22 protein-coding genes and 2 tRNA genes are annotated in these 23879 nt (G+C 68.7%); 18 read left to right on the forward strand and 6 right to left on the reverse strand.

Features of this window, described 5'->3' with window-relative positions; genetic code table 11:
- The first annotated feature begins 113 nt into the window (after positions 1-113).
- The 4 genes from cysS (at position 114) to ACOJUJ_RS30060 (ending at position 3107) form a co-directional block, all read left to right on the forward strand.
- A complete protein-coding gene (cysS, locus tag ACOJUJ_RS30045) occupies positions 114-1559 on the forward strand; it encodes a cysteine--tRNA ligase (RefSeq protein ID WP_420130619.1) in 1446 nt (481 codons plus the stop codon).
- 191 nt (positions 1560-1750) lie between these two features.
- Positions 1751-2743, forward strand: coding sequence for a class I SAM-dependent methyltransferase (locus tag ACOJUJ_RS30050; RefSeq protein WP_420130639.1), 993 nt, complete (start codon positions 1751-1753; stop codon positions 2741-2743).
- Between the two features lie 126 nt (positions 2744-2869).
- Positions 2870-2942 (forward strand) — tRNA-Thr (locus ACOJUJ_RS30055).
- A gap of 92 nt (positions 2943-3034) precedes the next feature.
- Positions 3035-3107: transfer RNA gene (locus tag ACOJUJ_RS30060), tRNA-Gly, on the forward strand.
- Positions 3108-3413: 306 nt separating this feature from the next.
- On the opposite strand, the gene ACOJUJ_RS30065 is transcribed toward ACOJUJ_RS30060, so the two are convergent.
- Positions 3414-4130 carry a hypothetical protein gene (locus ACOJUJ_RS30065; RefSeq protein ID WP_420130620.1) on the reverse strand — a complete coding sequence of 239 codons (717 nt, stop codon included), beginning with the start codon at positions 4128-4130 and terminating at the stop codon, positions 3414-3416.
- Positions 4131-4600: 470 nt separating this feature from the next.
- On the opposite strand from ACOJUJ_RS30065, the gene ACOJUJ_RS30070 reads away from it, so the two are divergent.
- Both ACOJUJ_RS30070 and ACOJUJ_RS30075 read left to right on the forward strand, forming a co-directional pair.
- Positions 4601-6796 (forward strand): LamG-like jellyroll fold domain-containing protein, encoded by a 2196-nt coding sequence (locus ACOJUJ_RS30070; RefSeq protein ID WP_420130621.1) that lies wholly within the window; start codon positions 4601-4603, stop codon positions 6794-6796.
- A 114-nt stretch (positions 6797-6910) separates the two neighbouring features.
- Entirely contained in the window at positions 6911-7807 is an 897-nt protein-coding gene (locus tag ACOJUJ_RS30075) for a hypothetical protein (RefSeq protein WP_420130622.1), read from the forward strand.
- A gap of 293 nt (positions 7808-8100) precedes the next feature.
- Here the strand turns inward: ACOJUJ_RS30075 and ACOJUJ_RS30080 are convergent, their stop codons facing one another.
- On the reverse strand, positions 8101-8520 hold the full coding sequence (locus ACOJUJ_RS30080; RefSeq protein WP_420130623.1) for a hypothetical protein: 420 nt from the start codon (positions 8518-8520) through the stop codon (positions 8101-8103).
- On the opposite strand from ACOJUJ_RS30080, the gene ACOJUJ_RS30085 reads away from it, so the two are divergent.
- Positions 8515-8757, forward strand: a complete 243-nt coding sequence (locus tag ACOJUJ_RS30085; RefSeq protein WP_420130624.1) for a VWA-like domain-containing protein — start codon at positions 8515-8517, stop codon at positions 8755-8757. The genes ACOJUJ_RS30080 and ACOJUJ_RS30085 overlap by 6 nt on opposite strands.
- Before the next feature lie 692 nt (positions 8758-9449).
- Here the strand turns inward: ACOJUJ_RS30085 and ACOJUJ_RS30090 are convergent.
- Positions 9450-9965 carry an SRPBCC domain-containing protein gene (locus ACOJUJ_RS30090; protein ID WP_420130625.1) on the reverse strand — a complete coding sequence of 172 codons (516 nt, stop codon included), beginning with the start codon at positions 9963-9965 and terminating at the stop codon, positions 9450-9452.
- Positions 9943-10308: an ArsR/SmtB family transcription factor gene (locus tag ACOJUJ_RS30095; protein ID WP_420130626.1), complete on the reverse strand. Its 366-nt coding sequence runs from the start codon at positions 10306-10308 to the stop codon at positions 9943-9945. The genes ACOJUJ_RS30090 and ACOJUJ_RS30095 overlap by 23 nt, the downstream gene beginning before the upstream one ends.
- Before the next feature lie 334 nt (positions 10309-10642).
- Between ACOJUJ_RS30095 and ACOJUJ_RS30100 the strand changes: the two genes are divergently transcribed.
- The 5 genes from ACOJUJ_RS30100 to ACOJUJ_RS30120 all read left to right on the forward strand — a co-directional run bounded on the left by ACOJUJ_RS30100 (position 10643) and on the right by ACOJUJ_RS30120 (position 14681).
- Positions 10643-11479, forward strand: coding sequence for a universal stress protein (locus tag ACOJUJ_RS30100; protein ID WP_420130627.1), 837 nt, complete (start codon positions 10643-10645; stop codon positions 11477-11479).
- A 350-nt stretch (positions 11480-11829) separates the two neighbouring features.
- Positions 11830-12774: a hypothetical protein gene (locus ACOJUJ_RS30105; protein ID WP_420130628.1), complete on the forward strand. Its 945-nt coding sequence runs from the start codon at positions 11830-11832 to the stop codon at positions 12772-12774.
- A 398-nt stretch (positions 12775-13172) separates the two neighbouring features.
- On the forward strand, positions 13173-13427 hold the full coding sequence (locus ACOJUJ_RS30110; RefSeq protein WP_420130629.1) for a DUF4160 domain-containing protein: 255 nt from the start codon (positions 13173-13175) through the stop codon (positions 13425-13427).
- Positions 13399-13848, forward strand: coding sequence for a DUF2442 domain-containing protein (locus ACOJUJ_RS30115; RefSeq protein WP_420130630.1), 450 nt, complete (start codon positions 13399-13401; stop codon positions 13846-13848). The genes ACOJUJ_RS30110 and ACOJUJ_RS30115 overlap by 29 nt, the downstream gene beginning before the upstream one ends.
- A 134-nt stretch (positions 13849-13982) precedes the next feature.
- Entirely contained in the window at positions 13983-14681 is a 699-nt protein-coding gene (locus ACOJUJ_RS30120) for a hypothetical protein (protein WP_420130631.1), read from the forward strand.
- An 83-nt stretch (positions 14682-14764) separates the two neighbouring features.
- On the opposite strand, the gene ACOJUJ_RS30125 is transcribed toward ACOJUJ_RS30120, so the two are convergent.
- Entirely contained in the window at positions 14765-16603 is a 1839-nt protein-coding gene (locus ACOJUJ_RS30125; RefSeq protein WP_420130632.1) for an FtsX-like permease family protein, read from the reverse strand.
- A 103-nt stretch (positions 16604-16706) separates the two neighbouring features.
- On the reverse strand, positions 16707-18554 hold the full coding sequence (locus ACOJUJ_RS30130) for an FtsX-like permease family protein (RefSeq protein ID WP_420130633.1): 1848 nt from the start codon (positions 18552-18554) through the stop codon (positions 16707-16709).
- A gap of 147 nt (positions 18555-18701) precedes the next feature.
- Here ACOJUJ_RS30130 and ACOJUJ_RS30135 point away from each other — a divergent pair, with 147 nt between their 5' ends.
- From ACOJUJ_RS30135 to ACOJUJ_RS30160, 6 genes are all read left to right on the forward strand, one after another.
- Entirely contained in the window at positions 18702-19109 is a 408-nt protein-coding gene (locus ACOJUJ_RS30135; RefSeq protein ID WP_420130634.1) for a cupin domain-containing protein, read from the forward strand.
- Between the two features lie 233 nt (positions 19110-19342).
- Positions 19343-19984 carry a TetR/AcrR family transcriptional regulator gene (locus tag ACOJUJ_RS30140; RefSeq protein ID WP_420130635.1) on the forward strand — a complete coding sequence of 214 codons (642 nt, stop codon included), beginning with the start codon at positions 19343-19345 and terminating at the stop codon, positions 19982-19984.
- Positions 19984-20952, forward strand: coding sequence for an HlyD family secretion protein (locus ACOJUJ_RS30145; protein ID WP_420130636.1), 969 nt, complete (start codon positions 19984-19986; stop codon positions 20950-20952). The genes ACOJUJ_RS30140 and ACOJUJ_RS30145 overlap by 1 nt, the downstream gene beginning before the upstream one ends.
- Positions 20949-21710 carry an ABC transporter ATP-binding protein gene (locus ACOJUJ_RS30150; RefSeq protein ID WP_420130637.1) on the forward strand — a complete coding sequence of 254 codons (762 nt, stop codon included), beginning with the start codon at positions 20949-20951 and terminating at the stop codon, positions 21708-21710. Before ACOJUJ_RS30145 ends, ACOJUJ_RS30150 begins: the two co-directional genes overlap by 4 nt.
- 280 nt (positions 21711-21990) lie before the next feature.
- Positions 21991-23118, forward strand: a complete 1128-nt coding sequence (locus ACOJUJ_RS30155; RefSeq protein WP_420130638.1) for an ABC transporter permease — start codon at positions 21991-21993, stop codon at positions 23116-23118.
- Positions 23119-23720: 602 nt separating this feature from the next.
- Positions 23721-23879: GTP-binding protein (locus ACOJUJ_RS30160; RefSeq protein WP_420130640.1), on the forward strand; the 159-nt coding region annotated here is incomplete at its 3' end.

Here is a 23879-nt window from a genome sequence, read left to right on the forward strand (position 1 = left end):
GGGCCGCCCGTGCGGGGTGTGGTCGGCCGCCCCCGCACACCCCCGCCCCCCGGGGGCGGCCCCCCCGCCCCCCCCCCACGCCCATCGACTGCGAACTCCGGACACGAAATACCATGCCCCTTCGCTTCTACAACACGCTCACCCGCCGCGAGGAAGAGTTCGTCCCCATCCACGAAGGCAAGGTGGGGATGTACGTCTGCGGGCCCACGGTCTACGCGCCGCCGCACATCGGCAACATGCGCACGTTCTTTTTCGCCGACGTGCTGCACCGCTACCTGGAGTACCGCGGCTACGAGGTGCGCTTCGTGATGAACCTCACGGACGTGGACGACAAGACCATCCGCGGCGCCCTGCGCGACGGCGTGTCGCTGAACGACTACACGCAGCCGTTGATCGACGACCTGTTCCGCAACTTCGAGCAGCTGGGCATTCAGCGGGCGGACGTGCACCCCCGGGCCACGGACTACGTGGAGGGGATGGTGGACGTCATCCGCCTGCTGGAGGAGCGCGGGCTGGCGTACGTGGCCGAGGGCTCGGTGTACTACGACATCTCCGAGTTCGCGGACTACGGCAAGCTGAGCAAGGTGGACGTGAGCGCCGGCCGCCGCGGCGAGCGGGTGGCGGCGGACGAGTACGACAAGGACGACGTGCGCGACTTCGTGCTCTGGAAGGCGGTAAAGCCCGAGGACGAGCAGGTGGGCGCGGCCTGGGACACGCCGTGGGGGCGCGGGCGGCCGGGGTGGCACATCGAGTGCTCCGCGATGGCCATGCAGGAGCTGGGCGAGACGTTCGATATCCACGCGGGCGGGGTGGACCTGATCTTTCCCCACCACGAGGACGAGATCGCGCAGTCCGAGGGCGCCACGGGCAAGCCGTTCGTGCGCTACTGGCTGCACGGCGAGTTTCTGCTGCTGGACGGCGGGAAGATGGCCAAGAGCACGGGCAACATCTTCAACCTGCAGGACCTGGTGGACCGCGGTGTGGCGCCCTCGTCCATCCGCTACCTGTTCCTGACGGCGCACTACCGCAGCAAGCTCAACTTCACCTTTGACGGCCTGACGGCGGCGGCCGAGGCGGTGCGCCGCATTCGCGACGCGCGCGACCGGCTGCGCGGGCACCCCGCGGCGCGCGACCCGGACCCGGCGGACACGCCCGTGCTGCACCCGGCGGCGGACGAAGCGCTGGCGGCGTTCGCGGCGGCGATGGACCAGGACCTGAACAGCAGCGTGGCGCTGGCGGCGCTGCACGAGCTGGTGAACCGCACAAACGCGCGGCTGCACGAGCTGGGGTCCACCCCTATCAGCCACGCGGAGCGCGACGCGGCGCTGCGGGCGTTCGAGCGCATCGACGGCGTGTTCGGCTTTGTGGCGCTGGCGGACCGCGAGAACGTGGTGGACGACGACATGGCGGCGTGGGTGGAGGAGCGGCTGGCGGCGCGGCAGGCGGCCCGCCAGTCCCGCGACTTTGCCGCGGCCGACGCCATCCGCGACGAGATCGCCGCGCGCGGCGTGGTGATCGAGGACACGCCGCAGGGGGCGCGCTGGAAGCTGGGGGCGTGAACTGCAGGGAATAGGGAATAGGGAATAGGGAATAGGGAATAGCGGGCGTACATCGACAGGTATCGGGCTGCGTCGACGGCGCCCCCTCCGCTCGCTCAGGCTCGCACCTCCCCCAAAAAAGATTGGGGGAGGTTGAGGTTGGGGCTGACATCTGCCCTTCTCGCCACCCCCTGCGCATCCCCTTGTCACACATGATCGACTCGCTCCCTGAGAGCCGGCTGTGGGAAGAGGTTCCGGAGTGCGGGGCCTGCGGGTGGGCGCGGTGGCGCGCGGCGGGGGAGGTGTGCGGAAAGCGCTACGCCCGCTGCGAGGCGTGCGGCGTGGTGCGGCTGTACGACCGGGTCGCGGGGGACCAGCTGCATCGCCTGTATTCCGGCTACTATCCCGGCGCCGATCCCTCGCCGGACGAGCTGCGGCGCCAGCTGGACAATCCCACGTTTGCGCACCGGCGCCGGCGGCTGGAGGCGGCGGTGCCCGTGGACCGGCGCCGCATCTTCGAGATCGGCTGCGGGGACGGCAACTTTCTGGCGTACCTGCGCGGCCACGGCTGGCGGGTGCACGGCTCCGAGTACGACGCGGATACGGCGGCGCTGGTGCGGCGGCGGCACGGGATCGAGTTGTTCGTGGGCGACGTGGCGGATGCGGTGCCGCCGGGCGCGCCGTTCAAGGTGGCGGCGGCGTACCACGTGCTGGAGCACGTCTACCGGCCGGCGGAGTGGCTGGCGGCGGTGCGGCGGATGCTGGGACCCGGCGGCACGCTGCACCTGCAGGTGCCCAACCAGGGCTCGCTGACGCGCCGGCTGACCGGGCCGGCGTGGGCCTCGGTGATGTTTCCGCAGCACGTCTACTTCTACACGCCGCGAACACTCGATGCCCTCCTCCGCCGTGCCGGCTTTGCGCCGCTGGCGACGACGACGTGGGACCCGTGGCACGGGCCGGGGACGGTCACCGGCTCGCTGGTGAACCAGGCGCGGCGGATAGCGGGGCGCGGGCTGCCATGGTCGGACCCGCTGGCGGGGGCGGGGGAGCGGGTGGATGCGGTCGCGTTTGCCGGAACGGCTGCGGCCGCGCGACCCCCGCGGCTGGCGCGGCGGATGCTGGACGCGGCGTCGGTGCGGCTGGCGCGCGTGGAGGCGCTGGCGGGGGCGGGCGCGGTGGTGGACGTGATCGCGCGCGTAGCGTGATCAGCTCGCTCCTACCTCACCCGCTCACCCGCTCACCCGTTCACCCGTTCACCCGCTCACCCGCTCACCCGTTCACCCGCTGGGGTGGTGAGAATCGCCCGGCCTGATTAGCTTTATCGACTGTGCGCCACCTTAGCTCAGCTGGTAGAGCACTCGATTTGTAATCGAGCGGTCGTCGGTTCGAGTCCGACAGGTGGCTCTGGCTGGATGAAAATTCCTGCCGCGTGCAATTGCGCAAACGCCGGGTTTTCTTTATCTTTCCGGCTCGGCAGACGGTTCGGTCTGTCGTCGGCGGGAGTAGCTCAGTTGGTAGAGCGTCAGCCTTCCAAGCTGAATGTCGCCGGTTCGAGCCCGGTCTCCCGCTCTCTGTAAGTCAAAGCGCCGCAACGGTTTACGTTGCGGCGCTTTGTCCATTTTAACACCGTTCAAAAGTGGCAGTGCCCGGATCAGTGCCAAGGCACCCCCCCCTCCGGGAGCGAAAAATTTCGAATTATTTCGGGTCTACTACAGGCGCCTTGGGCTGCTGCCGCGACGGCCACGAACTGCGTTTGGCTGGCGTAATCCGTTAGGTTCTCATTAGGACAACCCTGATCCTCAGCCCCCGCGACCCCGGCCTCCGCTGGTCGGTTCAGTCAACGTAGGCTTCGGTCGCCGGATACCAGACTCGGCGTTACCCGGCGAGGATCTTCACCTCCAGGGTCCCCTTGCGTGTGCGTGCGGCCACGATGCGGCGTTTGTCGCCGTCTACCTCGGCGTAGACATATGGTCCGCGGCCCATCGCCGCGTCCAGGCAAACGGCATTGATCCTTAGCGCATTCCGAAGCAAGTCGGACATGTGGATTCGGTCAGTGGGGCTCGCTTCGCGGCCGCGACAAGCCTGCGCAATGGTGCCTCGATGGATGGAACCGCCCGCAGATGGCCTTCGTCGGAGAGCCGTGCTAACTGCTGGGTGCCGGCGGAGGTACATGTCGGGCACAAAGTCGAAGTACGCGTCGTCGCCATTCAACGCAAAGAGGAGGAGGCATCCGAGGGCGAGGCGGGGCAGCAATGCTGCGGCGGCCGCAGGGAATGAAACGAACTCGGCGGCCGGTGGCTCGTACTTCGGCCAGGCGCCAGCTTCTCGGGGTTTGTACCAGTATCCGCACGAGAGAACGTCAACCTTCTCGCCCGGTTTGGCGCCGTGTGGCAGATTGACCAAGACGACGTGGACGTCGGCGAAGGTGCCCGTTGCCCGTAGCACGATCCCGGTTCGAGGGTCGACCTCGAGAATCCTGTGGAGATTGCCGTTCCCGCTGCGAGGAATCACTTGGATGCTGTAGCCGTGCTCCGCCAGATCGCGGGCGCGTAGGGTGACCGTGGATCGCGGGATGCAGGAGGATGGATGCACGCGCGGCTCGCCCCGGGACGTTGACTGGACCCGCTGCCAGCAAACCTAGAGGCGGAAGCACAGGTGCAGCACCGGGGCGGAGTTCGATGCGTCGTGGGTGCGCGATGCAGGCCCAGCATCCGTACCGGAGCCCGTGAATTGTCGCCGTAATCCGCCGCGCCCGGACGGCGTGGCGCCGGGTACGCCCAGGCTCCGCCGTCGAATGCTCTTGGGCCCCTCTGAACGGGGGACTGCGGGTCCATCCAACGCGTCCCCAAATCCCCGCCATTCGAGGCACACAGCACAATACACCTGGGGACACAATCTAAATTTTTCTTGACCGTCGTGAAGGTGCGACCAATATTATCCGATCCAGACAATGGTCCTCCTGACCCGTCTAGTATCCGCCTTTACATTCGAGCACAAGCCCCCAATCAGCAGACACTAAGAGGGATAATGACATCTGCCTCCTTCGACCGGAGAACGTAATCATGGTTGCTAGCCCGCCGAGCTATCTCTCGACTCACTTTCCGGGAAACCCCAATGATGCTGTTGCCACGCTAGGATACACTCCCGGCGTTTCGCTTAATGGATCTGTTCCGTACAGTATCCAGTTCTTCGTGAACTTCGATGCGCTGAGCACGAGCGGCGTAGTGATCGGACAGCCGGGAGTCGTCAGCGTGGGCAACGCGTTCGACGCGATCGTGGTTTCCATGACCGGCTGGCAGCCTGTGACCACCGATCCCACGATAATCCCGCTGGTCGCGGGGACATGGCACTTTGTGGCGGTCACTTTTGACGGTGCTTTCCTGGACATTTACATCGACGGTATTCCGGCCGGCGCGGCGCAGCCGGTGCGCACGGATAGCTTTGGATGGAGCAACGCTCCGTGGATCTGCGGCCGCGGACTGAAGGGGCGGGTTCGCGGCATTCAACTGTTCCGGTACGCCCGGCAGCAGTCGCAGATCAACATGACGGACTTTGACGCTCCGATGGGCTCCCTTCCGTCGGGGTTGGTCCAGTACTACGACTTTGGAAGGGCTGTCCCGTGCACCTTGTCGGAAACTCCCGTAACGCTGGGGCCAGGGGTGGAAGTCGTACCGTCAGTGGTCAGCCTGCGAACGGCGGGGTTCGCTTGGGCGCAACCTGTGCTGGACACGACAGTGAATCCGGCTGGAGAGCCCTCATTGCCTTATTCGGTCCAGGCCTGGATCAAGGTGGACGCGGCTACCGATCCGACTGAGCGGGCGGCGCAGGAAATAGACATGCCTGTACAGGTGATCTTCGCCAATAGCGACCCGTCAGGCGCCGGGGGAGGGATGTCGCTCCAGATAGCGTACACCGCGAACGATGCGACTGCGGTTGACCTGATTGGTGTCCATGGCTCGGGAAGCGGCGCCGCCACGGTAACCGTGCCTGCGGCGCTGGGTGTTGACCAGTGGACCAATGTGGCAATGGTCTGCGATGGTAAGACGGTCACCATGTACGTCAATGGGGAGGCGCAAACGCCCTCCGGCACCGCGAACACCATCCCGGCGTTGGCGGACGGGCTTCCCTCCGTCGCCGGCATACCGACAACGGGAACCGTTGGTGCCCTTACGCTGCAGGGAAACGTATGCAGCCTCTCCGTATGGGCAGTGGCACTCCAGCAGTCCGAGATTCAGTCAAACATGGCAGCCGTTCCGAGCGCGCCCAGCACCAGCTTGGTCGCATACTACGGCATGGCACAGAATCCCGAAATAAACGGAGTCACGGGGTCGACTCTCTCGCTGATTGGGGGGGGCAGGATCACGGACAGGCCGGATCCCACGCTGTCAGTTGTTGAAGACGCGCCCAATCCGCGCGTAACAACCGGGCTGGGGCCTGCCCCGGATGAACAATCCCTTATTGAGATGCTGCGGGCCACCGCCGATAGGCGTGCGGTGGCCGCGGGAGTGGTCGCGCACCTAGAACGTGTGCGAGCCGCTCTGCCGACCACGGGCGCCAGCGTTCAGTTTCCGCGAGGCGTTCTCCGCCGCGCCCATGCCGAGATAGAGTTCCTTCTTGAAACGGCGAGTCGCGATCCTTTCGATCTTCCCGCCGGAGTTCTGGTTCGCCACGAGCATCGAGGCGAAGTCTTCCTAGTCCACCACTTCTCGGCGCAGAGCATCCTTCTGGCCCGCTCTCCAGTCGGAAGCCCCAATTGCGACCAGTTATTCGGAGCGGCCATCGTCGCCTCCCTGGTGCTGCTGCTCAACGTGGTGCTCGAAATCGTGATCGCATCGATGGGGAATATCGTGCGAGCCGTTGCCGAACTTCTCGACCGGGGCGACCCGGCCTCACTGGCGGCGGTGCGGACCGCCATTACGAAGGTCGTGTTATTCATCACGCAGGAGAACAACTGGGCGTCATTCACCAGCCTCGCCGCTTGGGGTTCTCTTATCCGTGTGTTGTTCGCACAAGGATTCATGACTGCGGCGTTCTACGCAATCGTCAGTGCGTCGGGGTGGCTGGTCGCGATCGCTCTCTCGGCGCGGTTCGCCACCTTCGTGTTCTCCTGGCCAGTGCAGGTGGGTCTGATGGTGGCGAGGTTGGTCATCAATTCCTACGGCGTCGTCACAGCGTGGCTAGCCTACTCACAGTGTCAGGATGCTTCGAGCTCTCTAAGCCGTGCCAACGGGGATACCCCCGCGCCGTCCCTTGCCTGAGTTTCCGTGTCAGAAAACGTACATCGAGAGTTGTCCGCCACCGTTGCGGATTGCGAGTTCGCGGCCGTCCCGGGGTCCCGGATTTTTTTCCACACGAATCAAGAAGGCAAACACATGCCGATCATCCCTTCAGGCACTTCCCTGTACGCACCTGCGGTCGCCGAATCGAACGGCTCGCTCGCCGCGCTCTGGACCAACTCCGCCAACCAGCAGATGCTCCTGTCCGTGTACAACCTCAACTCGCTGTCGTGGTCGGTCGCCACGGCTCCCGCTGGATGCGGCTCGCAGACGCGGCCTGCCCTGGCTTTTTGGAACGGGACGTTCTATGACGTCCATATCGGCGTGACTGGAGACACAAAGTTGTACACTTACATGACCGATCTAGCCTTCTTTCCCCCGAACCCACTGGTAGTCGGCCCGTACACCAGCCCGTGGATCCCGTGGACCTTTCCGTTCGGAAACAGCCTCATTATCACCGAGAACCAGCAGCCCGGTCAGTCCACTACACAAGTCAGCTACTTTGCATTCAACGCCGACTGGTTTGGCGCCGGGCAATCCACGCTATGGTCCGCGGCTGCCACCAACGTGACGCTGCCCAACCCGCTCACCCGAGGCGCCTGCGTGATTGTTTGCCCAACCGCGCAGGGCATCCTGTGGTGCATCGTCTATGGGCAGGACTCGTCGATGTACCACTACTGCTGCTTTGACCAGAATTGGAACGCGGGACAGGGCGAGCAGATCCCGAACGCCTGCCCGTCCTCGTTTCCGGCGGTGACGGTGTACGACGGGAACATTTATGCCGCATGGGTGGACAGTGTCCTGAACGCGTCGGTGTACTCGGTCGGCACTCCCTCCGCGCCGGGACCGGGTATTTCTTGGAGCGCGCCCACCACTATCCCCGGTGTTCCCACCGGCACCACCGACTTGTCGATTACCGCCGGGACAGATGGAATTTTCGTGGGCTATTGCGTGCCCAACAGCAGCCTAGGGGTTGTTCAACTTGGTCCTTGATGAAGCCTGGTTCATTTGATGATGGGGACAGCAGTCGTACTTTCACGGTTGTTTTCCGACATTCCATTCATTCACCAACAAAGGGCCGGCTCGCTCGCGTGGGCTGGCCCTTTTCAGGAGTGGGCTGCGTGAAGCCGGGTAGCCTTGCATGTCGCCTTCCCCGGTGCGCCAGGAAGGGAAGGCGAAGCGTTTCGGCCGGATACCAGACTCGGTGCTCGCCGGTGAGGATCTTGACCTCCAGGGCTCCCTTACTGGTGCGTGCGGCGACGATGCGACGTTTCTCGCCGTCTACCTTAGCGTAGACGCAGGGTCCGCGGCGCCGGCGCATATACCCCTTCCAAGCGCTCGCGCATCCTCGGCCCGATGGCATCGCTTCGGAACGCGAACTCCTCCATTCGCACGTGCCGACGCTGGACCCGGCCATACACCCGCATAATCATCTTGAGCGAATTGTGTCCCACCTCGCGGGCCACCTTGTAAGGCTCGATGGGTGCCCCGTGGTCGATGCACGCAAGCCGATGCGTGACGTACGACGTACGAAACATCCGCGTCCTCACCGCGCCCCTGGCGAAGCCAGCCCGGGCGGCAATCACGTCCAGCGTCTTTCTCCAATCGCCAAACGGTTCGCCGTCGGTGTTGGCAAACACATACCCCATGGTGCTGCCGAGACCTTCGGCGTACGGGAGGAGAATTTCGTACAGCTGCGGATGCATCGGAACCGTACGATCCGAACCTTCGGTCTTCGTGCCGCGGAGCTGAACCCCGTTGGCGGCGGAGGTACCAGCTTCCGTGTCGTATTCGAATGGCTCGCCACGCTGCCGGAGCTCCCCAGGGCTCTCATCATGATCACGGATGGAGAATGCTCCGACTTCGGTGACGAACCGGCGGTGCCGGTGCTCTGGATTCTCACGGAGAGCAATCCGCGGCGCGCGCGAACTGCAACTGCGTGACGAGTAGGACGCGCACAAGGGCGGGGCAGGAGTTTAGCCCTAGAACTCAGGAACGCGAAGTGGCGATGCGTTCGCGGATTCGGCGTCAGTCGCTTGGCCCAAGTGGTTGGGGATTTCCCGGGTTTAGGGTGCAGGTTTGGTACCCGGTAGAACCCATAATCCCTGGTTCATGTTCGAATCCTGGTGGGCCGCCTCACTCCGGCGCCTACTAACGAGAAAGTGCCGATGGCGGATAACGGTAGATTTCCTATCGGCGCCTATCCGGCTAAATCGCAGGAATTGCAGTGCCAGAATCAGTGCCAAGCGCGTACCATCTCCCACCAGCGCGCACCAGCGCCCAGCCGTGCCGTGACGGATAAATTCCAGCGCTGGTCAGCGTTTCTGCGCTGGTGAGCGCTGGTGCGCGCTGGTCAAAATGGGCGTCATTTTACTTCCAAGCTGAATGTCGCCGGTTCGAGCCCGGTCTCCCGCTCTGGTACGTCGAAGCCCCAGCGCCACTCCGGTGCTGGGGCTTCGTGCGTTCGGCAGAACAGGCGCCGGCGGGAGAGTGGGGAATCTCTGTCTGGGGAAGCTTGGAACACCGCGCCCCGAGCGCTGGACGCGCCGACCGAGATCTTCGCGGCTTCGCCCGATCGTCCCGGCCAGCGTGAGCCGGGTCGATCGGACGACCGGCCGTGAGATCCACGTCTCGGTTAGGGTCCCGAGTTCTCACCCAGTGCGACGAGAAGCTCATCCAGCTGATCGAACGTCTCGACCATGGCATCGGCTGCTCCAGTGCCGGCAGCGTCGAGCGCTTCCTTCGACGGATAGCGCTCGTGCAGGACCACCAGCGTCCTGCCGTCCTGTTCTTCGAAGGTCACCGTGGTGACCGACCCACCGTCGCCGCCTTCTTCGTTGGTCCACGCGAGGCGCGAATACGGCTCCACTTCGACATACGTGCCGAAAAACGCGACCGGCTCGGGGTCAAAGTCGAATACCAGCCGGTACGTGCCTCCGACACGCGCATCCAGCTCGCACGAGAGCAGGGTCATTCCCATCGACCTGGGAACCCACCAGCGCCTGAACAGTTCGGCCTGGGTAAATGCCTCGAACACAATGCGCGCCGGGCCGTTGATGGTCCGCGTGACCACCACGTCGCGGTCCGACGTGCGTTCCACCGTGGTGCGGTTCTTCAAGGGGCCGGGGCTACTCTGAATCGCTGCGTCCATCGTTCTTCTCCTTTCGTGTCAGTTCCTCGACAACCTTCTCCAACTCGTCAAACCGTTCGTCCCAAAGCTGGCGGTACCTCTTGAGCCACGCCGTCTCTTCCTCCAATCGGCGTGGGCCCAGCTGGCACATCCGCACACGCCCGACCTTCTGTGTGGTGACCAGCCCCGCCTGCTCCAGAACGCCGACGTGCTTTTTCATGCCCGTGAGCGTCATGTGGAACTTCGCGGCAAGCTCCGTGATCGAAGCATCGGCTTGTCCGAGCCGCTCCAGAACGCCACGCCGCGTGGGGTCCGAGAGCGCCGCGAACGAAGTATCGAGTCGGGTCGCCATATACTGAACCATATGGTACAGTATTTAACGCGATCGCTCGCGGCATGCAAGCTTTTGCGATGCAGATTGCTCCAGCCCCACGATCGAGGGTGCATTCCCGGGAACCGCAACCCGATCCGCGATGATGACCAAGACGGGGGAGCGGCGCCGTGTGCGCTGCTCTCCTCCTTCGTCCGGGAAATCAGTATCGCGTTATCCGAGGGCCGATTCTCAACCACGCCAGGGCAACCTCCGCCTGGCATCCTCTGCACGGCGCCAACGCCGGACTGCCTCGCGCAGGCGGGTCCGAAACCTGCCGGATCCGCGCTCCCGTGAAGGCAAGGCAGAATCCCCGTCCGGAGACCCCATGCGGCTACTGACGCTGAGATCGGTACTTGTGGCCACGGATATGGATCAGTCTTCCCCATCCGCCCTCGTCGGCGCCGCCCGCCTGGCGGCACTTGCCGGCGCCACGCTCCACCTTGTGCACGTCGCGGATCGCCCCGCGCTCGGTGATGAGGCGCGGTTGAGGGAGCTGTTCGAAAAGGCCGCGCCGGATGCTCCTCGACCGGAGAGCGCGGAGGTCGTCTACGGCACACCGGCACAGGCGATCCTGGACCGGGCTGCCGCCGTGGATGCGGACGTGGTGGTTCTGGGGCCTCATCGGGGCGGCACCGGCCAGACGGGGGAACTGGGGAGCACCGCGGCGAGCCTGGTTCGTACGGCGGCGTGTCCGTGCCTCGTCACGGCCGCGGAGCTGCGCCTGCCACTGGAGCGGGTGATCGCCGCCGTCGATCTGTTGGAGGCAGGCAGCGGGGTGCTGTCGGTCGCGCTTACGTGGGCGTCGGCATTGCGGCCGCGGCAGGGAAAGGCGTGGCTCACCGCGCTGCACGTCACCTCCGCTCCCGGTGATGACGCCGTGCGGCGGGTGGGGGAGGAGGTCCGGCGAGCCCGCGCGCGTGCGGGGGGAGCTTCCTTCGTGGAGATCGACGAGCGGCTGGGTCCCGGCTCCGAGGCGGCCGAGGAGATCCTGCGGCATGCCGCCTCGGACTCCGCCGATCTGCTGGTGGTGGGAACCCGTGGCGCGTACCAGCCTGCCTCGGGGCTGGGCAGCGTGTCGGCGGCTGTGGCGCGTGCGACGCCGTGCCCCCTGCTGCTGGTGCCGCCGGCGATGTGGATGGACCAGGACACCGGGCGAGCCTGAGCGCGTCACTCCAGTGCGATCAGGGGCGATCCGCCGCCGCGCCACGGGCACCCTGGCAATCTCTGTCTCCCTTGCCCCTGCGGGCTGATCTGGCCGGAAACGAGTCGTTCAGCAAGCCAGGGAGTGCCCGGGGCTGGCGCGGCCCTCGCGCGGCCTTGCGGCCTCCGGCCTCTTCCGCTCTCCTCGTCACGCCCGCGCGGCGTGAATCCGCCGGGTCCGTTTTGCGTATCCACCCGGAGATGCGGAGGAACGGGCGGCGCGCGCGCTGCCGTAGTGTTACGTTTCCGGTTTCTCCGCCGCGCATCGCCGGCCGCATCGCCGGTGCAAACGCGAACCCGGATCCGAGAGCGATGACCGAACCGAACGAGAGCCTGTCCCCCGAGCGCGCCGCGGCCGTGTTGAAGCGCGCCGCGCAACTGCAGGCCGAGGCGGCGCAGCGGCTGGACGAGCGCTCGAGTGCCCTTTCCGTGGGGAGCGAATCCAGCGACGCCGGCCCCCACGACTTTACCCTGGAAGAGGTGCGGGCGGCTGCGCTGGAGGCGGGGATCCCCGCGGAGTTCTTCTCCCTTGCCGTAGCGGAGTCGGGCACCACCGACGAGCCGTCGCTTTCCCCCGCGGGCGACCGTGCGGCCACGCGCTACTTCGGCGTGTCGCGGCGCACGGTGGAGGTGGCGCGCACGGTGGAGCGCCCCGTGGCGCAGGTGTATGCGGCCATGCAGCGCGTGCTTCCCGCCCACCCCTGGTACCTGGCCCTGCGCGACACCACGGGCGATCCGCTGGCGGGGGGCATCCTGGTCTTCGACGTGCCGGGGTACGGTATGGAGAACACCACCTCCTTTGCCTACCACGTTGCGACGGTGGACATCAAGCAGCTGCAGGTGATGCTGCGCCCCGTGCCCGGCCGCGAGGGCCAGGCGTGCGAGATCATCGCGAGCATCGGGCTTGTGCGCAGCGTGCGCCGCAACCTCAAGACGAGCGGCTGGGTCACGGGCGCGCTGGGCACACTGGGCGGCTTCGCGGGGACGGGGATCGGCCTGGGAGTGGGGCTGGCGGGCGGGCTTCTGGCGCTGCCGGCCGTGGCGGGGGTGGCCGTGCTGGGCGGGGCTACGGCCGCGGGCTACCGCGCCCTGTACCGTTACTCGCTGCACAGGCTTGGGGAGGAGCTGGAGCGCCTGCTGCAGGGCGTGGATGCGCATGCGCGCACGGACGGCGCCTTCTCCGCGCCGCGGCCGGGGGGCGGGCCGGGAGACGGCGGCGCGGCCGCGGCGGCCGTGCTGATCACCACCATCACGTAAACGAGGCGTGACGGTGATGGAACACACGCAGGGGGCGGCCGGAGACCATCCGGCCGCCCCCTGCGCCGTGATGCGACGGCTTGCGCGGGGGCGCGCCGCACCTGCGATCGTGCGGGCGCGGCGCGTTTCCGTCCGGCGGAAAGCTCACGGCTGACCCCATCGGCTCGCGCTCTCCGCGCCTGCATCGGCACCTGTTCACAGTAGCTACTTGCGTGGCTCCCGGCGGGTTTGTAGAGTGGACGCGCAGCCAATCTCCCCCACGCAACTTCCACGGTGCCCAAACGCCGCGGCGGACTCTTCCGTCGCGGCGCTTCACGTCGTTCGGCGCTGGTGATGTCACGTCACGTTGGGGATTTGGAGGATGCCCCTTGTGAAACCCAAACGATTGGGATATATTCATGGCGACCGTGCACAGGGAAAGCGGCTTCGAGTTTCGCATCTGGCCCAACGACCACACACCGCCGCACGTGCATGCGTGGAAGGCGGGCGGCACGGCCAAGATCGAGCTGCTCGGCGGGTTCGCGGTGGTAAAGGTGCGGGAGATGAAGCCGGTTGACGTGGTTCGCGCGGTGCGGATCGTGATCGGCAACGAGCAAAAGCTTCTACAGGCCTGGAGAGAGATCCATGTACAACGGAAAGCGAGTACCCACTGACGCGGAGATCCTGGCGCAGATCCCCGCCGCAACCGAGAGGGCGCACAAGGCCGATCTCGCCGAACCGCGTGCGGCGGCGGCGGCGTACGACCGCGGCACCGGGCGTGTGCGCATCGACCTTACCAACGGCTGCGCGTTCGAGTTTCCCGCCGGCCTGGCCCAGGGGCTCGAGCACGCCGCGCCTGACGACCTGGCGCTGGTCGAGGTGTACCCCGGCGGTGAGGGGCTGCGCTGGGACCGCCTCGACGTGGACCTGAGCGTGCCGGGGCTGCTCGCCGGCGTGTTTGGCGGCGGGGGGTGGATGGGGAGGGAGATGGGGAAGAAGGGCGGCAGCGCGCGCACCCAGAGCAAGGCGGCCGCGGCGCGGGAGAACGGAAAGCGCGGCGGGCGGCCACGGAAGAACGCCGAGGCGCAGTCGTAGGGCGCGGAGGCATGCCGGGCGCGCGGACCGGCGGTTCCGCACGCGGGTGGGGCGCACTTGCGCAAGTCGCCGCGCGGCAGTCTTTTGCGGCGCTACACGGGCGGGTTCGCCCCCATGATCTACCGCAACCGGTGATGGATTCCGTGATTCTGAAGGATTTGCGCATCCGCGGCCTGGCGGCCGCCGGCGCGCTGCTGATGGCCGCCGCGTGCGGGGGCGACGAGGCGCCGGAGGCCGCCGCCACGTCCACCGCGACGGACAGTGCCGCTTCTGCCGCCGGAGCGCCCGCGACCGCCGCGGCGCCGACCCCCGCATTCGGCCAGCAGCCGGCTGCGCCGGGCGCACAGCCCGCCGCGCCCGTCATGGACAGCACGATGACGCCGGCGCAGGCCGCTGCCCGGGCCGCCTCGGCCGCACCGGCGGCGGGGCCGGTTAACCCGCAGGCGCTCAACCGGTACCAGCTCACCATGCCCAAGCTGCGCTCGCTGGTGCAGGCCGGGCCGAACATCGCCGCGCTGCAGGCGCGGCGCCCGGAACTCCGGGACTCCATGCGCATCCCCACCATGGATCCCAACCTGCTGTACCAGAAGCTTAACGGGATCGCCGACGCGCGCGCGGCCGTGCGGAGCGCCGGGATCTCGCCCGAGGACTACGCGATCGCCACCTCGGCGCTCATCCAGGCGACGATGGTGAACCAGATGCGGCGCCAGGGCCAGGAGCCGCAGGGGCAGTTCAGCGAGGCCAACGCCAGGTTCGTCAAGGACAACTGGGACGAAATCCAGGCGATGATGCGCGGCGCCGCCGCCGCGGCCGGCGCGCAGGCCCCGAACTGACCGTCGCCTGACCGATCGACGATGCCCCGCCGCGGACCTTCCGCGGCGGGGCGTTTTTGTGGATGGATGATGCCGATCCGCCGCTACTCCGCCCGCAGCGCCTGGTCCGGGTGCACGCGGATGGCGCGGACGGCGGGGCGATACGCGGCGATGAGCGTAACGGCGGTCAGGGCGGCGGCGACGCCCACGTACGTAGTCGGGGCGAACGGATCCACGCCGTAGAACATGTCTTCCAGCATTCGCGCCACCGTGATGGCGCCGATGCTCCCCACGATCGCGCCCAAGAGCGTGATCCGCAGCGCCTCCCCCATCACCAGCCGCAGCACGTGGCGTTCGGTGGCGCCCGTGGCCATCCGCACCCCGATCTCCCGCGTCCGCCGCGCCACGGCGAACGCCATCACCTGGTACAGTCCGCCCGCCGCGGCCACCGTGGCGCCCGCGGCGAGCACCATCAGCAGCAGGGCGAACCAGCGGAGCGGCGCGCGGTGGCGGTCGAGCACCGTCTGCATCGGCACGCCGGGGTCCACGCGGGCACCGGGCGTGGCGGCAGCCAGGGCGCGGCGGATCAGGGGCTCGCGGCCCGCGGGATCGCCGATCGTGCGGATGGCGAGGGCCAGGGTTCGTGGCGGATGCAGGAGCGTGGAGACAAAGACGGCGGGCTCCGCGGCGCCACGCGTAGCCGGGCCGGGCGCGCGCGCATCCCCCACGATGCCCACGATGGTGTACGGCTCCGACCACCAGCCGCGGAACACCAGCCGGTGATCGATGGGGTCGCGCGGAAAGTAGGTCGCGGCGAATACGCGGTTGATCAGCACGGCGCGGCCGTCGTCCGGGCGCAGCTCGCGGCCGGAGATCACAGCGACGCCCATCGACCGGAACCAGCCGGGGCTGACGGCGTGGTGCTGCGCCGGGCCAGTCATCTGCGGAACGTAGCCGTACGCCGTAAAACAGCTGTCGCACAGCGTGCGGACGCGGTCTTCCGGGCCCAGCCCGATCCACGCGCCCGGCGTGGCGGCGGTGGCGGACTTCACGCCGCGAACCCCGCTCGCCGCCGCCAGCATCCGCTGCTGCATCGCGGCCCGCGCCGGCGCGTCCGCGTCCGGAAGGCGCACGGCGAAGGCGAGCGTGTCGCGCGGATCGAAGCCGAGCGCGGCGGCGTCCGCGCGGGGAATGCCGCCGCCCAGCACCAGCACGGCGCCGGTCAGCAGCGTGGCGGAGCAGGCGAACTGCAGCACCGCCAGCGCCTTGCGCAGCAGCGTCTCGCCCGGACCGGCCGTCGCGCGCGCGCCGACGGTGAGCGCCGCGTGCAGGTTGCGGCGCGCCGCCACCGCCGCGGGGAGCGCCGCCGCCAGGATCGCGATCGCCGCGAGCCCGGCGGCGACGATGGCCGGCCAGTGCAGCACGGGGAAGTCCGCGCCCAGCCATCCGGCGTCCGCCGGCCAACTCCGCCGCGCGGCGGCGCCGGCCATCAGCCCCACCGCCAGCGCCGCAGCACCGCCCGCCGCGCCGACGAGCGCGCCTTCCGCCAGCGCGCGGCGTGCCAGGCGCAGCGGCGTGGCGCCAACCACCGCGCGCACCGCCGTCTCGTGCCGGCGGGCGGAGGCGCGCGCCAGGAGCAGCGTCGCCACGTTCACCGCAGCGCCCGCGATCATCAGCACCGCCATGATCACGGCGAGCCGCACCAGCCCGTCGACCGCCTCCGCGTGGATGGTGTCGGGAAGGCGCAGTTCCTTGGTCCATCCGCCGTGCCGGTCAAAGGCGGGCGCCGCGGGGGCGGGGCGGGGATGCGAGAAGCGCCCGTCCGCCAGCGCCAGCACGGGCCCGCCCAGCGCCGCGCCCAGCGCCAGCGTGGCCGCCAGCCACACGGCGAACCGGTGCCGTCTGCGCAGGGTGCGGAGGGTGGGGCGGATTCGCAGGGGCATGGGCGCGGCGGATCGGGAGGGCGGACGGGAATGGAGGTTGGATGCCGCCGGCGGGCGGATGGATGGCGCCGCACCTCCGCGAATCCGGGGCCGGGATCCGCCGCTACGCGGACCGCAGCGCCTGGTCCGGGTGCACGCGGGTCGCGCGGACGGCGGGGCGGTACGCGGCGCCAAGGGTGACGGCGGCGAGCAACGCGGCGACGCCCAGGTACGTGGCCGGATCGAACGGATCCACGCCGTAGAACTTCTGCTGGAGCAGCCGCGCCACGCTGACCGCGCCGATGCTGCCGACGATCCCACCGATGAGCGTGATCCGCAGCGCCTCGCCCAGCACCTGCCGCAGCACGTGGCGCTCGGTGGCGCCGGTCGCCATCCGCACCCCGATTTCGCGCGTGCGCCGCGCCACGCTGAACGCCATCACCCCGTACAGCCCGCCCGCCGCGGCCACGGTCGCGCCGACGCCCAGCACGGCCAGCACCACGGCGAACCAGCGCAGCGGCGCGCGGTGGCGGTCCAGCACGGCCTGCATCGTGGCGCCGGGGCCGACGCTAGCGCCCGGCACGGCGGCGGCCAGGGCGCGGCGGATCAGCGGCTCGCGGTCCGCGGGGTCGCCGGTGGTGCGGACGGCGACGGCGAGGGTGTGCGGTGGATGCCGAAGCGCGGAGAGGTAGAGGGTCGGCTCCGGCGCGCCGCCGGTGCCGGGGCCGGGCGCACGCGCATCGTCCACCACGCCGACGACCGTGTACGGATCGTCCCACCAGCCGCGGAAGACGACCTGCTGCCCCACCGGCTCGGCGCGCGGGAGCAGCGTGGCGGCGAAGACTCGGTTGATCAGCACCGCGCGGCCGTCGTCCGGGCGCAGCTCGCGGCCGGCGAGCACGCGCACGCCGGTTGCGCGGAACCAGCCGGGGCTGACGGCGTGATGGCGGGCCGTGCCCACCAGCTGCGGCGCGTACATGTTGCCCCAGACGCAGCGGTCGCACAGCGTGCGGAGACGGTCCTCCGGCGCCAGCCCCAGCCATGGGCCGGGCGTGGCGGCGGTGGCGGATCGTACGCCTCTGATCCCGCTCGCGGCCGCCAGCATCCGCTGCTGCATGGCGGCGCGGGCGGACGCGTCGACGTCCGGAAGTCGAACCGTGAAGGCGAGCGTGTCGCGCGGGTCGAAGCCCAGCGCGCCGGCGTCCGCGCGCGGAAGGCCGCCACGCAGCAGGAGCAAGGCACCCGTCAGCAGCGTCGCGGAGCCGGCGAACTGCAGCACCGCCAGCATCTTGCGCAGCAGCGTCTCCCCCGGCCCGGCCGTGGCGCGCGCGCCGACGGTGAGCGCCGCATGCAGGTCCCGCCGCGCCGCCAGCGCCGGCGGCACCGCCGCCGCCAGCAGCACCAGCACCGTGAGTGCGGCCGCGACGGTCGCCGTCCATCCCGCGACCGGGAACGCCGCGCCCAGCCAGCCCGCGTCCGCCGGCCAGCTCCGTCGCGCGGTGGCGCCCATCATCATCCCCAGCAGCAGCCCGGCGCCCCCGCCGATCGCCCCGACCTTTACACCTTCCGCCAGCGCGCGACCGGCCAGGTGCGCGGGTGTGGCGCCCACCACCGCGCGCACCGCCGTCTCGTGCCGCCGGGCGGAAGCGCGCGCCAGCAGCAGCGTCGCCAGGTTCACCGCGGCGCCCGCGATCACCAGCAGCGCCATGGCAAGCGCGATCCACACCAGCGCATCGACCGCGTCCGCGCGGATCGCGTCGGCGGTGCGCAGGTCGGGCGTCCATCCGCCGTGCCGGTCAAAGGCGGGCGGCGCGGGGGCGGGGCGGGGATGCCTGAAGCGCCCATTCACCAGCGCCAGCACGGGCCCGCCCAGCGCCGCCCCCAGCGCCAGCGTGACCGCCAGCGCGGCGGTGAAGCCGCGCAATCCGCGTAGCGGGCGAACGATACGGTGCAGGGCGTGCGGCAGGGGCATCGACGCGGGGAAAGGGCGGGGGAGGGCGACGGAGGTTGGATGCCGCCGGGGCGCGGATGGATGGTTTGACGCGGAGCCGCCGGCACTCCAGTTTGCGCCGTCAATGCGCAGATTGGCGGGTGAACCTTCGAGTGGCAAGGACGAAAGGTGCGTAGCTACCTGGACGGCGGAGTAAAGGTGGAGGTTCTGGGCGGCGACAGCGCCGCGGGGCTGTTTCGCGCCGGCGACGCGCGCGGCGGCGTGGCGTGGCTCACGCGCGGCGAGCCGTTCCACTACCTGCACGTGGTGGAGTTCCGCAACCCGGGCGACCGGCGCGGCTTTCACGTGCACCAGGGCCACGATGAGCGGCTGTACATCTTCTCTGGCTCACTCCGCCTGATCGCGGAGCACAACGGCGAAACGATCGACGTGGTGCTGGACGCCGGTGCGCTGATCACCTTCGTCCCCGGTGTGACACACGGATTCATCGCGGAATCCGCCACCATCGCCGTCTCCTTTGGCAGCGGCACCGATCCGATGGTGGATACCACGCCGCGCCCCGAACTCGGCGGCTGATCCGCGCCCCGGCCGGTTTTCACGCCAAGGACAGTTCGGAAAAGCTGGGGGTACAGAGGAGCAGAGAACAGCCAGAGGAACAGAGGACACCCGATCTTCCTCTGTTCCTCGGGATGTTGTCTGTTCCTCTGTACCCCATCCTCTTTTGGAACGGCGTGACAAAGCTCTTGCGTATGTTTAATCAAACGATTAATTAATTCTCTGGACGATTCATCCAGAGGCAGCGATCGGACATGACTGACCATTCGGCGGGCAAGGACGCGGGGACGGCGGAGGCGATCCTGGACGCGGCGGAGCCGCTGTTCGGAAACCAGGGGTTCGCCGCGACCACCATCAAGCAGATCGGCAAGGCGGCGGGGCTGAACCCGGCGCTCATCTACTACTATTTCGGCAGCAAGGAAGAACTCTACCGCGCCCTCCTGAACCGGCTGTTCGGTGCGCTCACGCAGCGGGGCGCGGAGCGGCTGGCGACGGTCACCACGCCGGAAGAGGCCATCCGCACGCTGCTGGCGCTGCAGTCAGAGACCATGCTGCGCAGCCCCAGCCTGCCGCGCATCCTGGCGCGCGAGATGGCCGACCACGGTGCGGCGCACGCGCAGGAAGGGATCGCCCACCTTTCCGCCACGCTTTTCGCCCGGCTGCACGCGCTCATCCAGCACGGCCAGGCCGCCGGCAGCATTCGCGCGGACGTGGACGCGCGCTTCGCCGCCGTCAGCACGGTATCGCTCATCCCGTACTTTCACTTCGCCATGCCCGCCGTCGCCATCCTGATGGGCGGGGGCGAGCTTACGCGGGAGCAGATGGAGGCGTACGCGCGCCATGCCGCGGACTTCGCCCTGGCCGCGCTCGCCGCGCCAGGCAAGGGAGCCGACTGATGAATATTCGATGGATGATGACGATCCTCCCGCTCCTCTTCGTCGTCGCGTGCGGGGGCGGCGAAGGGCGCGAAGCCACGGGGACGCTGGAGATCGTGGAGATCGACGTGTCGCCCATGCAGCCCGCGCGCATCGTGCAGGTGCGCGTGCGCGAGGGAGATACCGTGCGCGCCGGGCAGGTGCTGGCCGTGCTGCAGCAGCCCACGACGCAGGGGCAGGTGCCGCTGGGGCAGGCGCAGGTGTCGTCCGCCCGGGCGCGGCTGCGCGACCTGCAGGCCGGCGCCCGCGCGCCGGAGGTGGAGCGCGCGGAGGCCGAGGTGCGCGTTCGGCAGGCGGAGGCGGAGCGCGCCGCCCGCCAGCTGGAGCGGCTGCGCGTACTGACCGAAGCCGGCGCCGTCAGCCGCCAGGACCTGGACAACGCCCGCGCCGCGTCCACGCAGGCCGCCGCGCTGCGCGACGCCGCGCGCGAGAACCTGCGCCTGGTCCGCGAGGGCGCTCGCGCCGGGCAGGTGGAGGCCGCGCGCGCCGAGGTCGCCGGTGCCGAAGCCGCGCTGCAGTCCGCGCGTGAGACGGCGGGCGAGCTCACGCTGGTGGCGCCCGTGGACGGCGTGGTGATGCTGCGCGCGGCCGAGGCGGGGGAGATGATCAACGCGGGGCAGCCGGTGGTCACGCTGGGCGATCCGCGCCGGCCGTGGACCCGCGTGTACGTGGACCAGGCGGTGCTGCCGACGCTGCGCGTGGGCCAGACGGTTACGGCGCGGCTGGACGCGTTCCCGGAGCGCACCTTCCGCGGCCGCATCGCCTCCCTCAACCCGCGCGCCGAGTTCACCCCGCGCGTGGCGCTGACGGAGGACGAGCGCGAGGACCTGCTCTTTGGCGTGCGGGTGGAGTTCGACGACGCGTCGGGGATGCTCAAGGCCGGGCTGCCGCTGACGGTGGACCTCGCCACGCGGGAGCCCCGGCCGTGATCGCGCCCGGCCGATCCGCCGAGCCGGCCGTCCGCGCGGAGTCGCTGCGCAAGACGTTCGGCGCGTACACGGCGGTGGACGGGCTGGACCTGACCATCGCGCGCGGCGAGGTGTTCGGGCTGCTGGGCCCCAACGGGTCGGGAAAGACGACGACCATCCGCATGCTCTGCGGGCTGATGGCGCCTACTTCGGGCGTGGCGACGGTCGTTGGCTTCGACGTGGCGCGCGAGCCGGAGCAGGTGCGGCGCAGCATCGGCTACATGAGCCAGAAGTTCGGCCTGTACGACGACCTGAGCGTCTACGAGAACATCCGCTTCTACGCCTCCGTGTACGGCCTGGTGGGCCGCGAGCGGGACCGGCGGGTGGAAGAGCTGCTGGACGAGCTGGAGCTGCAGCCGCGCCGCAAGCAGCTTACGGGAACGCTGAGCGGTGGATGGAAGCAGCGGGTGGCCCTGGCCTGCGCCACCGCGCACCACCCGCGCATGCTGTTTCTGGACGAGCCCACCGCCGGCGTGGACCCCGCCGCCCGCCGCCGCTTCTGGCAGATGATCCACCAGATGGCGGAGGGCGGAACCACGATCCTGGTCACCACGCACTACATGGACGAGGCGGAGCGCTGCGAGCGCATCGCCTTTCTTTCGCGCGGCCACCTGATCGCGGTGGGCACCGTCGACGAGATCACCGCGCAGTTCGGCCAGCCCAGCATCGAGGACGTGTTCATCGAGCTGCAGCGGCGAGACGAGGGGGTGGTGGTATGAGTGCGAAAGTGCGGAAGTGCGAGAGTGCGAAAGTGGCCTTCACCCCCGGCTCCTCGTTCGCATACCGCCTGGGGGAGGGGAGACCCGGAACCTCGCCGCGTGGCACTCTACGCCGCTCCAAACCCGGGGCGCGACCGGGAAATGCACTATCCGTATTCTCGCCCGTGGGACGCGATCACGCCGTAATCCGGCTCCATTCGCCGCCGGAAGGGGATCGCGTTGAGCTGTGCGCGGAGGCGCAACGCGCAGCGCTGGCGTCGCGCCGGACTGGATGCCGCCGATGAGCGCCATCGACCGAATCCGCCGCTGGCCGCTGTGGCCGATGCTGTGGAAGGAGTTCGTGCAGATGCGGCGCGACCGATTCACGCTCGCGCTGATGGTGGGGATGCCGGCCATCCAGCTGATCGTCTTCGGCTTCGCCATCCGCACGGACGTCCGCAACCTGCCCACCGTGGTGCTGGACGAGTCGCGCACCTCCGAAAGCCGCGCGCTGGTGGCGGGAATGGAGCACACCGGCAACTTCCGGATCATCGGCGCGGTGGCCGGAAGAGAGGAGCTGGAGGACCGCATTCAGCGCGGCCAGGCGCGCGCGGCCATCGTGGTTCCGCCGGACTATGCGCGCGACCTGAAGCGCGGGCGCGGCGCGCAGGCGCAGGTGATCGTGGACGCGGCCGATCCCATGGCTTCGTCCGCGGCGATCTCGGGGGCGTCGATGGCGGCGCAGGTGCGGGTGCAGGAGCTGTCGGGCGCGGCCGGGCGCACGCCGCCGCTGGAGGTGCGCGTGCGGCCGTGGTACAACCCGGCGCTGCGCAGCGAGGTGTACATCGTCCCCGGCCTGATCGGCGTGCTGCTGTCGCTGACCATGATCCTGGTCACCAGCCTGGCCGTGACCCGCGAGCGTGAGCGCGGCACGCTGGAGCAGCTCATCGTCACCCCCATCGACAAGCTCAGCATGATGCTGGGCAAGGTCATCCCGTTCGTGCTGGTGGGCTACGTGCAGATGACCATCGTGCTCATCCTGGGCAGCCTGCTCTTTCACGTCCCCATCCGCGGCAGCCTCGTCACCCTCTACGCGCTGACGCTGCTCTTCGTCTTCGCCAACCTGGGGCTGGGGCTGTTCGTAAGCACCGTGGCGCGCACGCAGGCGCAGGCCATGCAGCTCAGCTTCATGCTGCTGTTGCCGAACATCCTTCTCAGCGGCTTCATGTTTCCGCGTGAAGCCATGCCCAGGCTGATGCAGTGGCTGAGCGCCGCGCTGCCGCTGACGTACTACCTGCGCGTGCTGCGCGGAGTGCTGCTCAAGGGCGTAGGCCTGCCGCACCTGTGGATGGAAGGCGCCATGCTGGCCCTGCTCGCCACCCTGATCCTTGGGATGAGCGTCGTGCGCTTTTCCAAGACCATCGAGTGATCCACAAAAGAGTCGGCCTCACACAGAGTTAACAGAGTCAACAGAGTACAGGCGTCATCTCGACCCTTGAGCATCCACCAGATTCCGCGGGTCGCGCAGAACAACTCCGTTGACTCCGTTAACTCCGTGTGAGGCCATGTCTTTGAGAGCTTGCGGATGCAAAGAGGCGCGCGGCCCCGGACAGGACCGCGCTTCTGCGTTCGTGGGCGGATGTGGCAGCCCCCGCCGCCGTCATTGTCACCCAGCGGACGCGATCCGCGCGTCTCCCGCACCCCTTCACTCCGTCACGGGGAACCCGGGGTGTATCAATGCACCGGAAGGCAGACGCACGGAGAGCACGCCCGCGGGGGTTGACGGGGGTGGGAGCTTTCGATAAGTTACGCGTCTTGCTTTCTGCCGGGAGAAGTGTATCCGCCGCGCTCCAGCGGTATTACGGGCGCGGATGGCACCGGCAGAAAAGGGGACTCGAGCGGGCACCGCCGCGGCACAACGCAGCGAGGCTCGCGGTTCGGCGTTCGGGCTGTTGCCCGAACCTGGGGAAAGCGGCCGTTGGTGGCGCGGTTCCCATTCGCAAACCTCCGGATTGGACCGACAGAAAGAACATGGCCAAGGCTAAGTTCGAGCGCAACAAGCCGCACGTGAACGTGGGCACCATCGGCCACGTGGACCACGGCAAGACGACGCTGACCGCGGCGATCACGCGGATCCAGGCGGCCAAGGGGCTGGCCGACTTCATGTCGTTCGACAACATCGACAAGGCT

This window comes from Longimicrobium sp., assembly GCF_048594345.1.
Classification (GTDB): Bacteria; Gemmatimonadota; Gemmatimonadetes; order Longimicrobiales; family Longimicrobiaceae; genus Longimicrobium.

Bases quoted from the DNA above. Each gene is read 5' to 3' on its own strand.
- ACOJUJ_RS30085 (WP_420130624.1), top strand. From the start codon at position 8,515: ATGCATCGGAACCGTACGATCCGAACCTTCGGTCTTCGTGCCGCGGAG.
- ACOJUJ_RS30070 (WP_420130621.1), top strand. From the start codon at position 4,601: ATGGTTGCTAGCCCGCCGAGCTATCTCTCGACTCACTTTCCGGGAAAC.
- ACOJUJ_RS30100 (WP_420130627.1), top strand. From the start codon at position 10,643: ATGCGGCTACTGACGCTGAGATCGGTACTTGTGGCCACGGATATGGAT.
- ACOJUJ_RS30140 (WP_420130635.1), top strand. From the start codon at position 19,343: ATGACTGACCATTCGGCGGGCAAGGACGCGGGGACGGCGGAGGCGATC.
- ACOJUJ_RS30080 (WP_420130623.1), bottom strand. From the start codon at position 8,520: ATGCATCCGCAGCTGTACGAAATTCTCCTCCCGTACGCCGAAGGTCTC.
- ACOJUJ_RS30075 (WP_420130622.1), top strand. From the start codon at position 6,911: ATGCCGATCATCCCTTCAGGCACTTCCCTGTACGCACCTGCGGTCGCC.
- ACOJUJ_RS30130 (WP_420130633.1), bottom strand. From the start codon at position 18,554: ATGCCCCTGCCGCACGCCCTGCACCGTATCGTTCGCCCGCTACGCGGA.
- ACOJUJ_RS30105 (WP_420130628.1), top strand. From the start codon at position 11,830: ATGACCGAACCGAACGAGAGCCTGTCCCCCGAGCGCGCCGCGGCCGTG.
- ACOJUJ_RS30145 (WP_420130636.1), top strand. From the start codon at position 19,984: ATGAATATTCGATGGATGATGACGATCCTCCCGCTCCTCTTCGTCGTC.
- ACOJUJ_RS30110 (WP_420130629.1), top strand. From the start codon at position 13,173: ATGGCGACCGTGCACAGGGAAAGCGGCTTCGAGTTTCGCATCTGGCCC.
- cysS (WP_420130619.1), top strand. From the start codon at position 114: ATGCCCCTTCGCTTCTACAACACGCTCACCCGCCGCGAGGAAGAGTTC.
- ACOJUJ_RS30050 (WP_420130639.1), top strand. From the start codon at position 1,751: ATGATCGACTCGCTCCCTGAGAGCCGGCTGTGGGAAGAGGTTCCGGAG.
- ACOJUJ_RS30095 (WP_420130626.1), bottom strand. From the start codon at position 10,308: ATGGTTCAGTATATGGCGACCCGACTCGATACTTCGTTCGCGGCGCTC.
- ACOJUJ_RS30125 (WP_420130632.1), bottom strand. From the start codon at position 16,603: ATGCCCCTGCGAATCCGCCCCACCCTCCGCACCCTGCGCAGACGGCAC.
- ACOJUJ_RS30120 (WP_420130631.1), top strand. From the start codon at position 13,983: ATGGATTCCGTGATTCTGAAGGATTTGCGCATCCGCGGCCTGGCGGCC.
- ACOJUJ_RS30155 (WP_420130638.1), top strand. From the start codon at position 21,991: ATGAGCGCCATCGACCGAATCCGCCGCTGGCCGCTGTGGCCGATGCTG.
- ACOJUJ_RS30090 (WP_420130625.1), bottom strand. From the start codon at position 9,965: ATGGACGCAGCGATTCAGAGTAGCCCCGGCCCCTTGAAGAACCGCACC.
- ACOJUJ_RS30115 (WP_420130630.1), top strand. From the start codon at position 13,399: ATGTACAACGGAAAGCGAGTACCCACTGACGCGGAGATCCTGGCGCAG.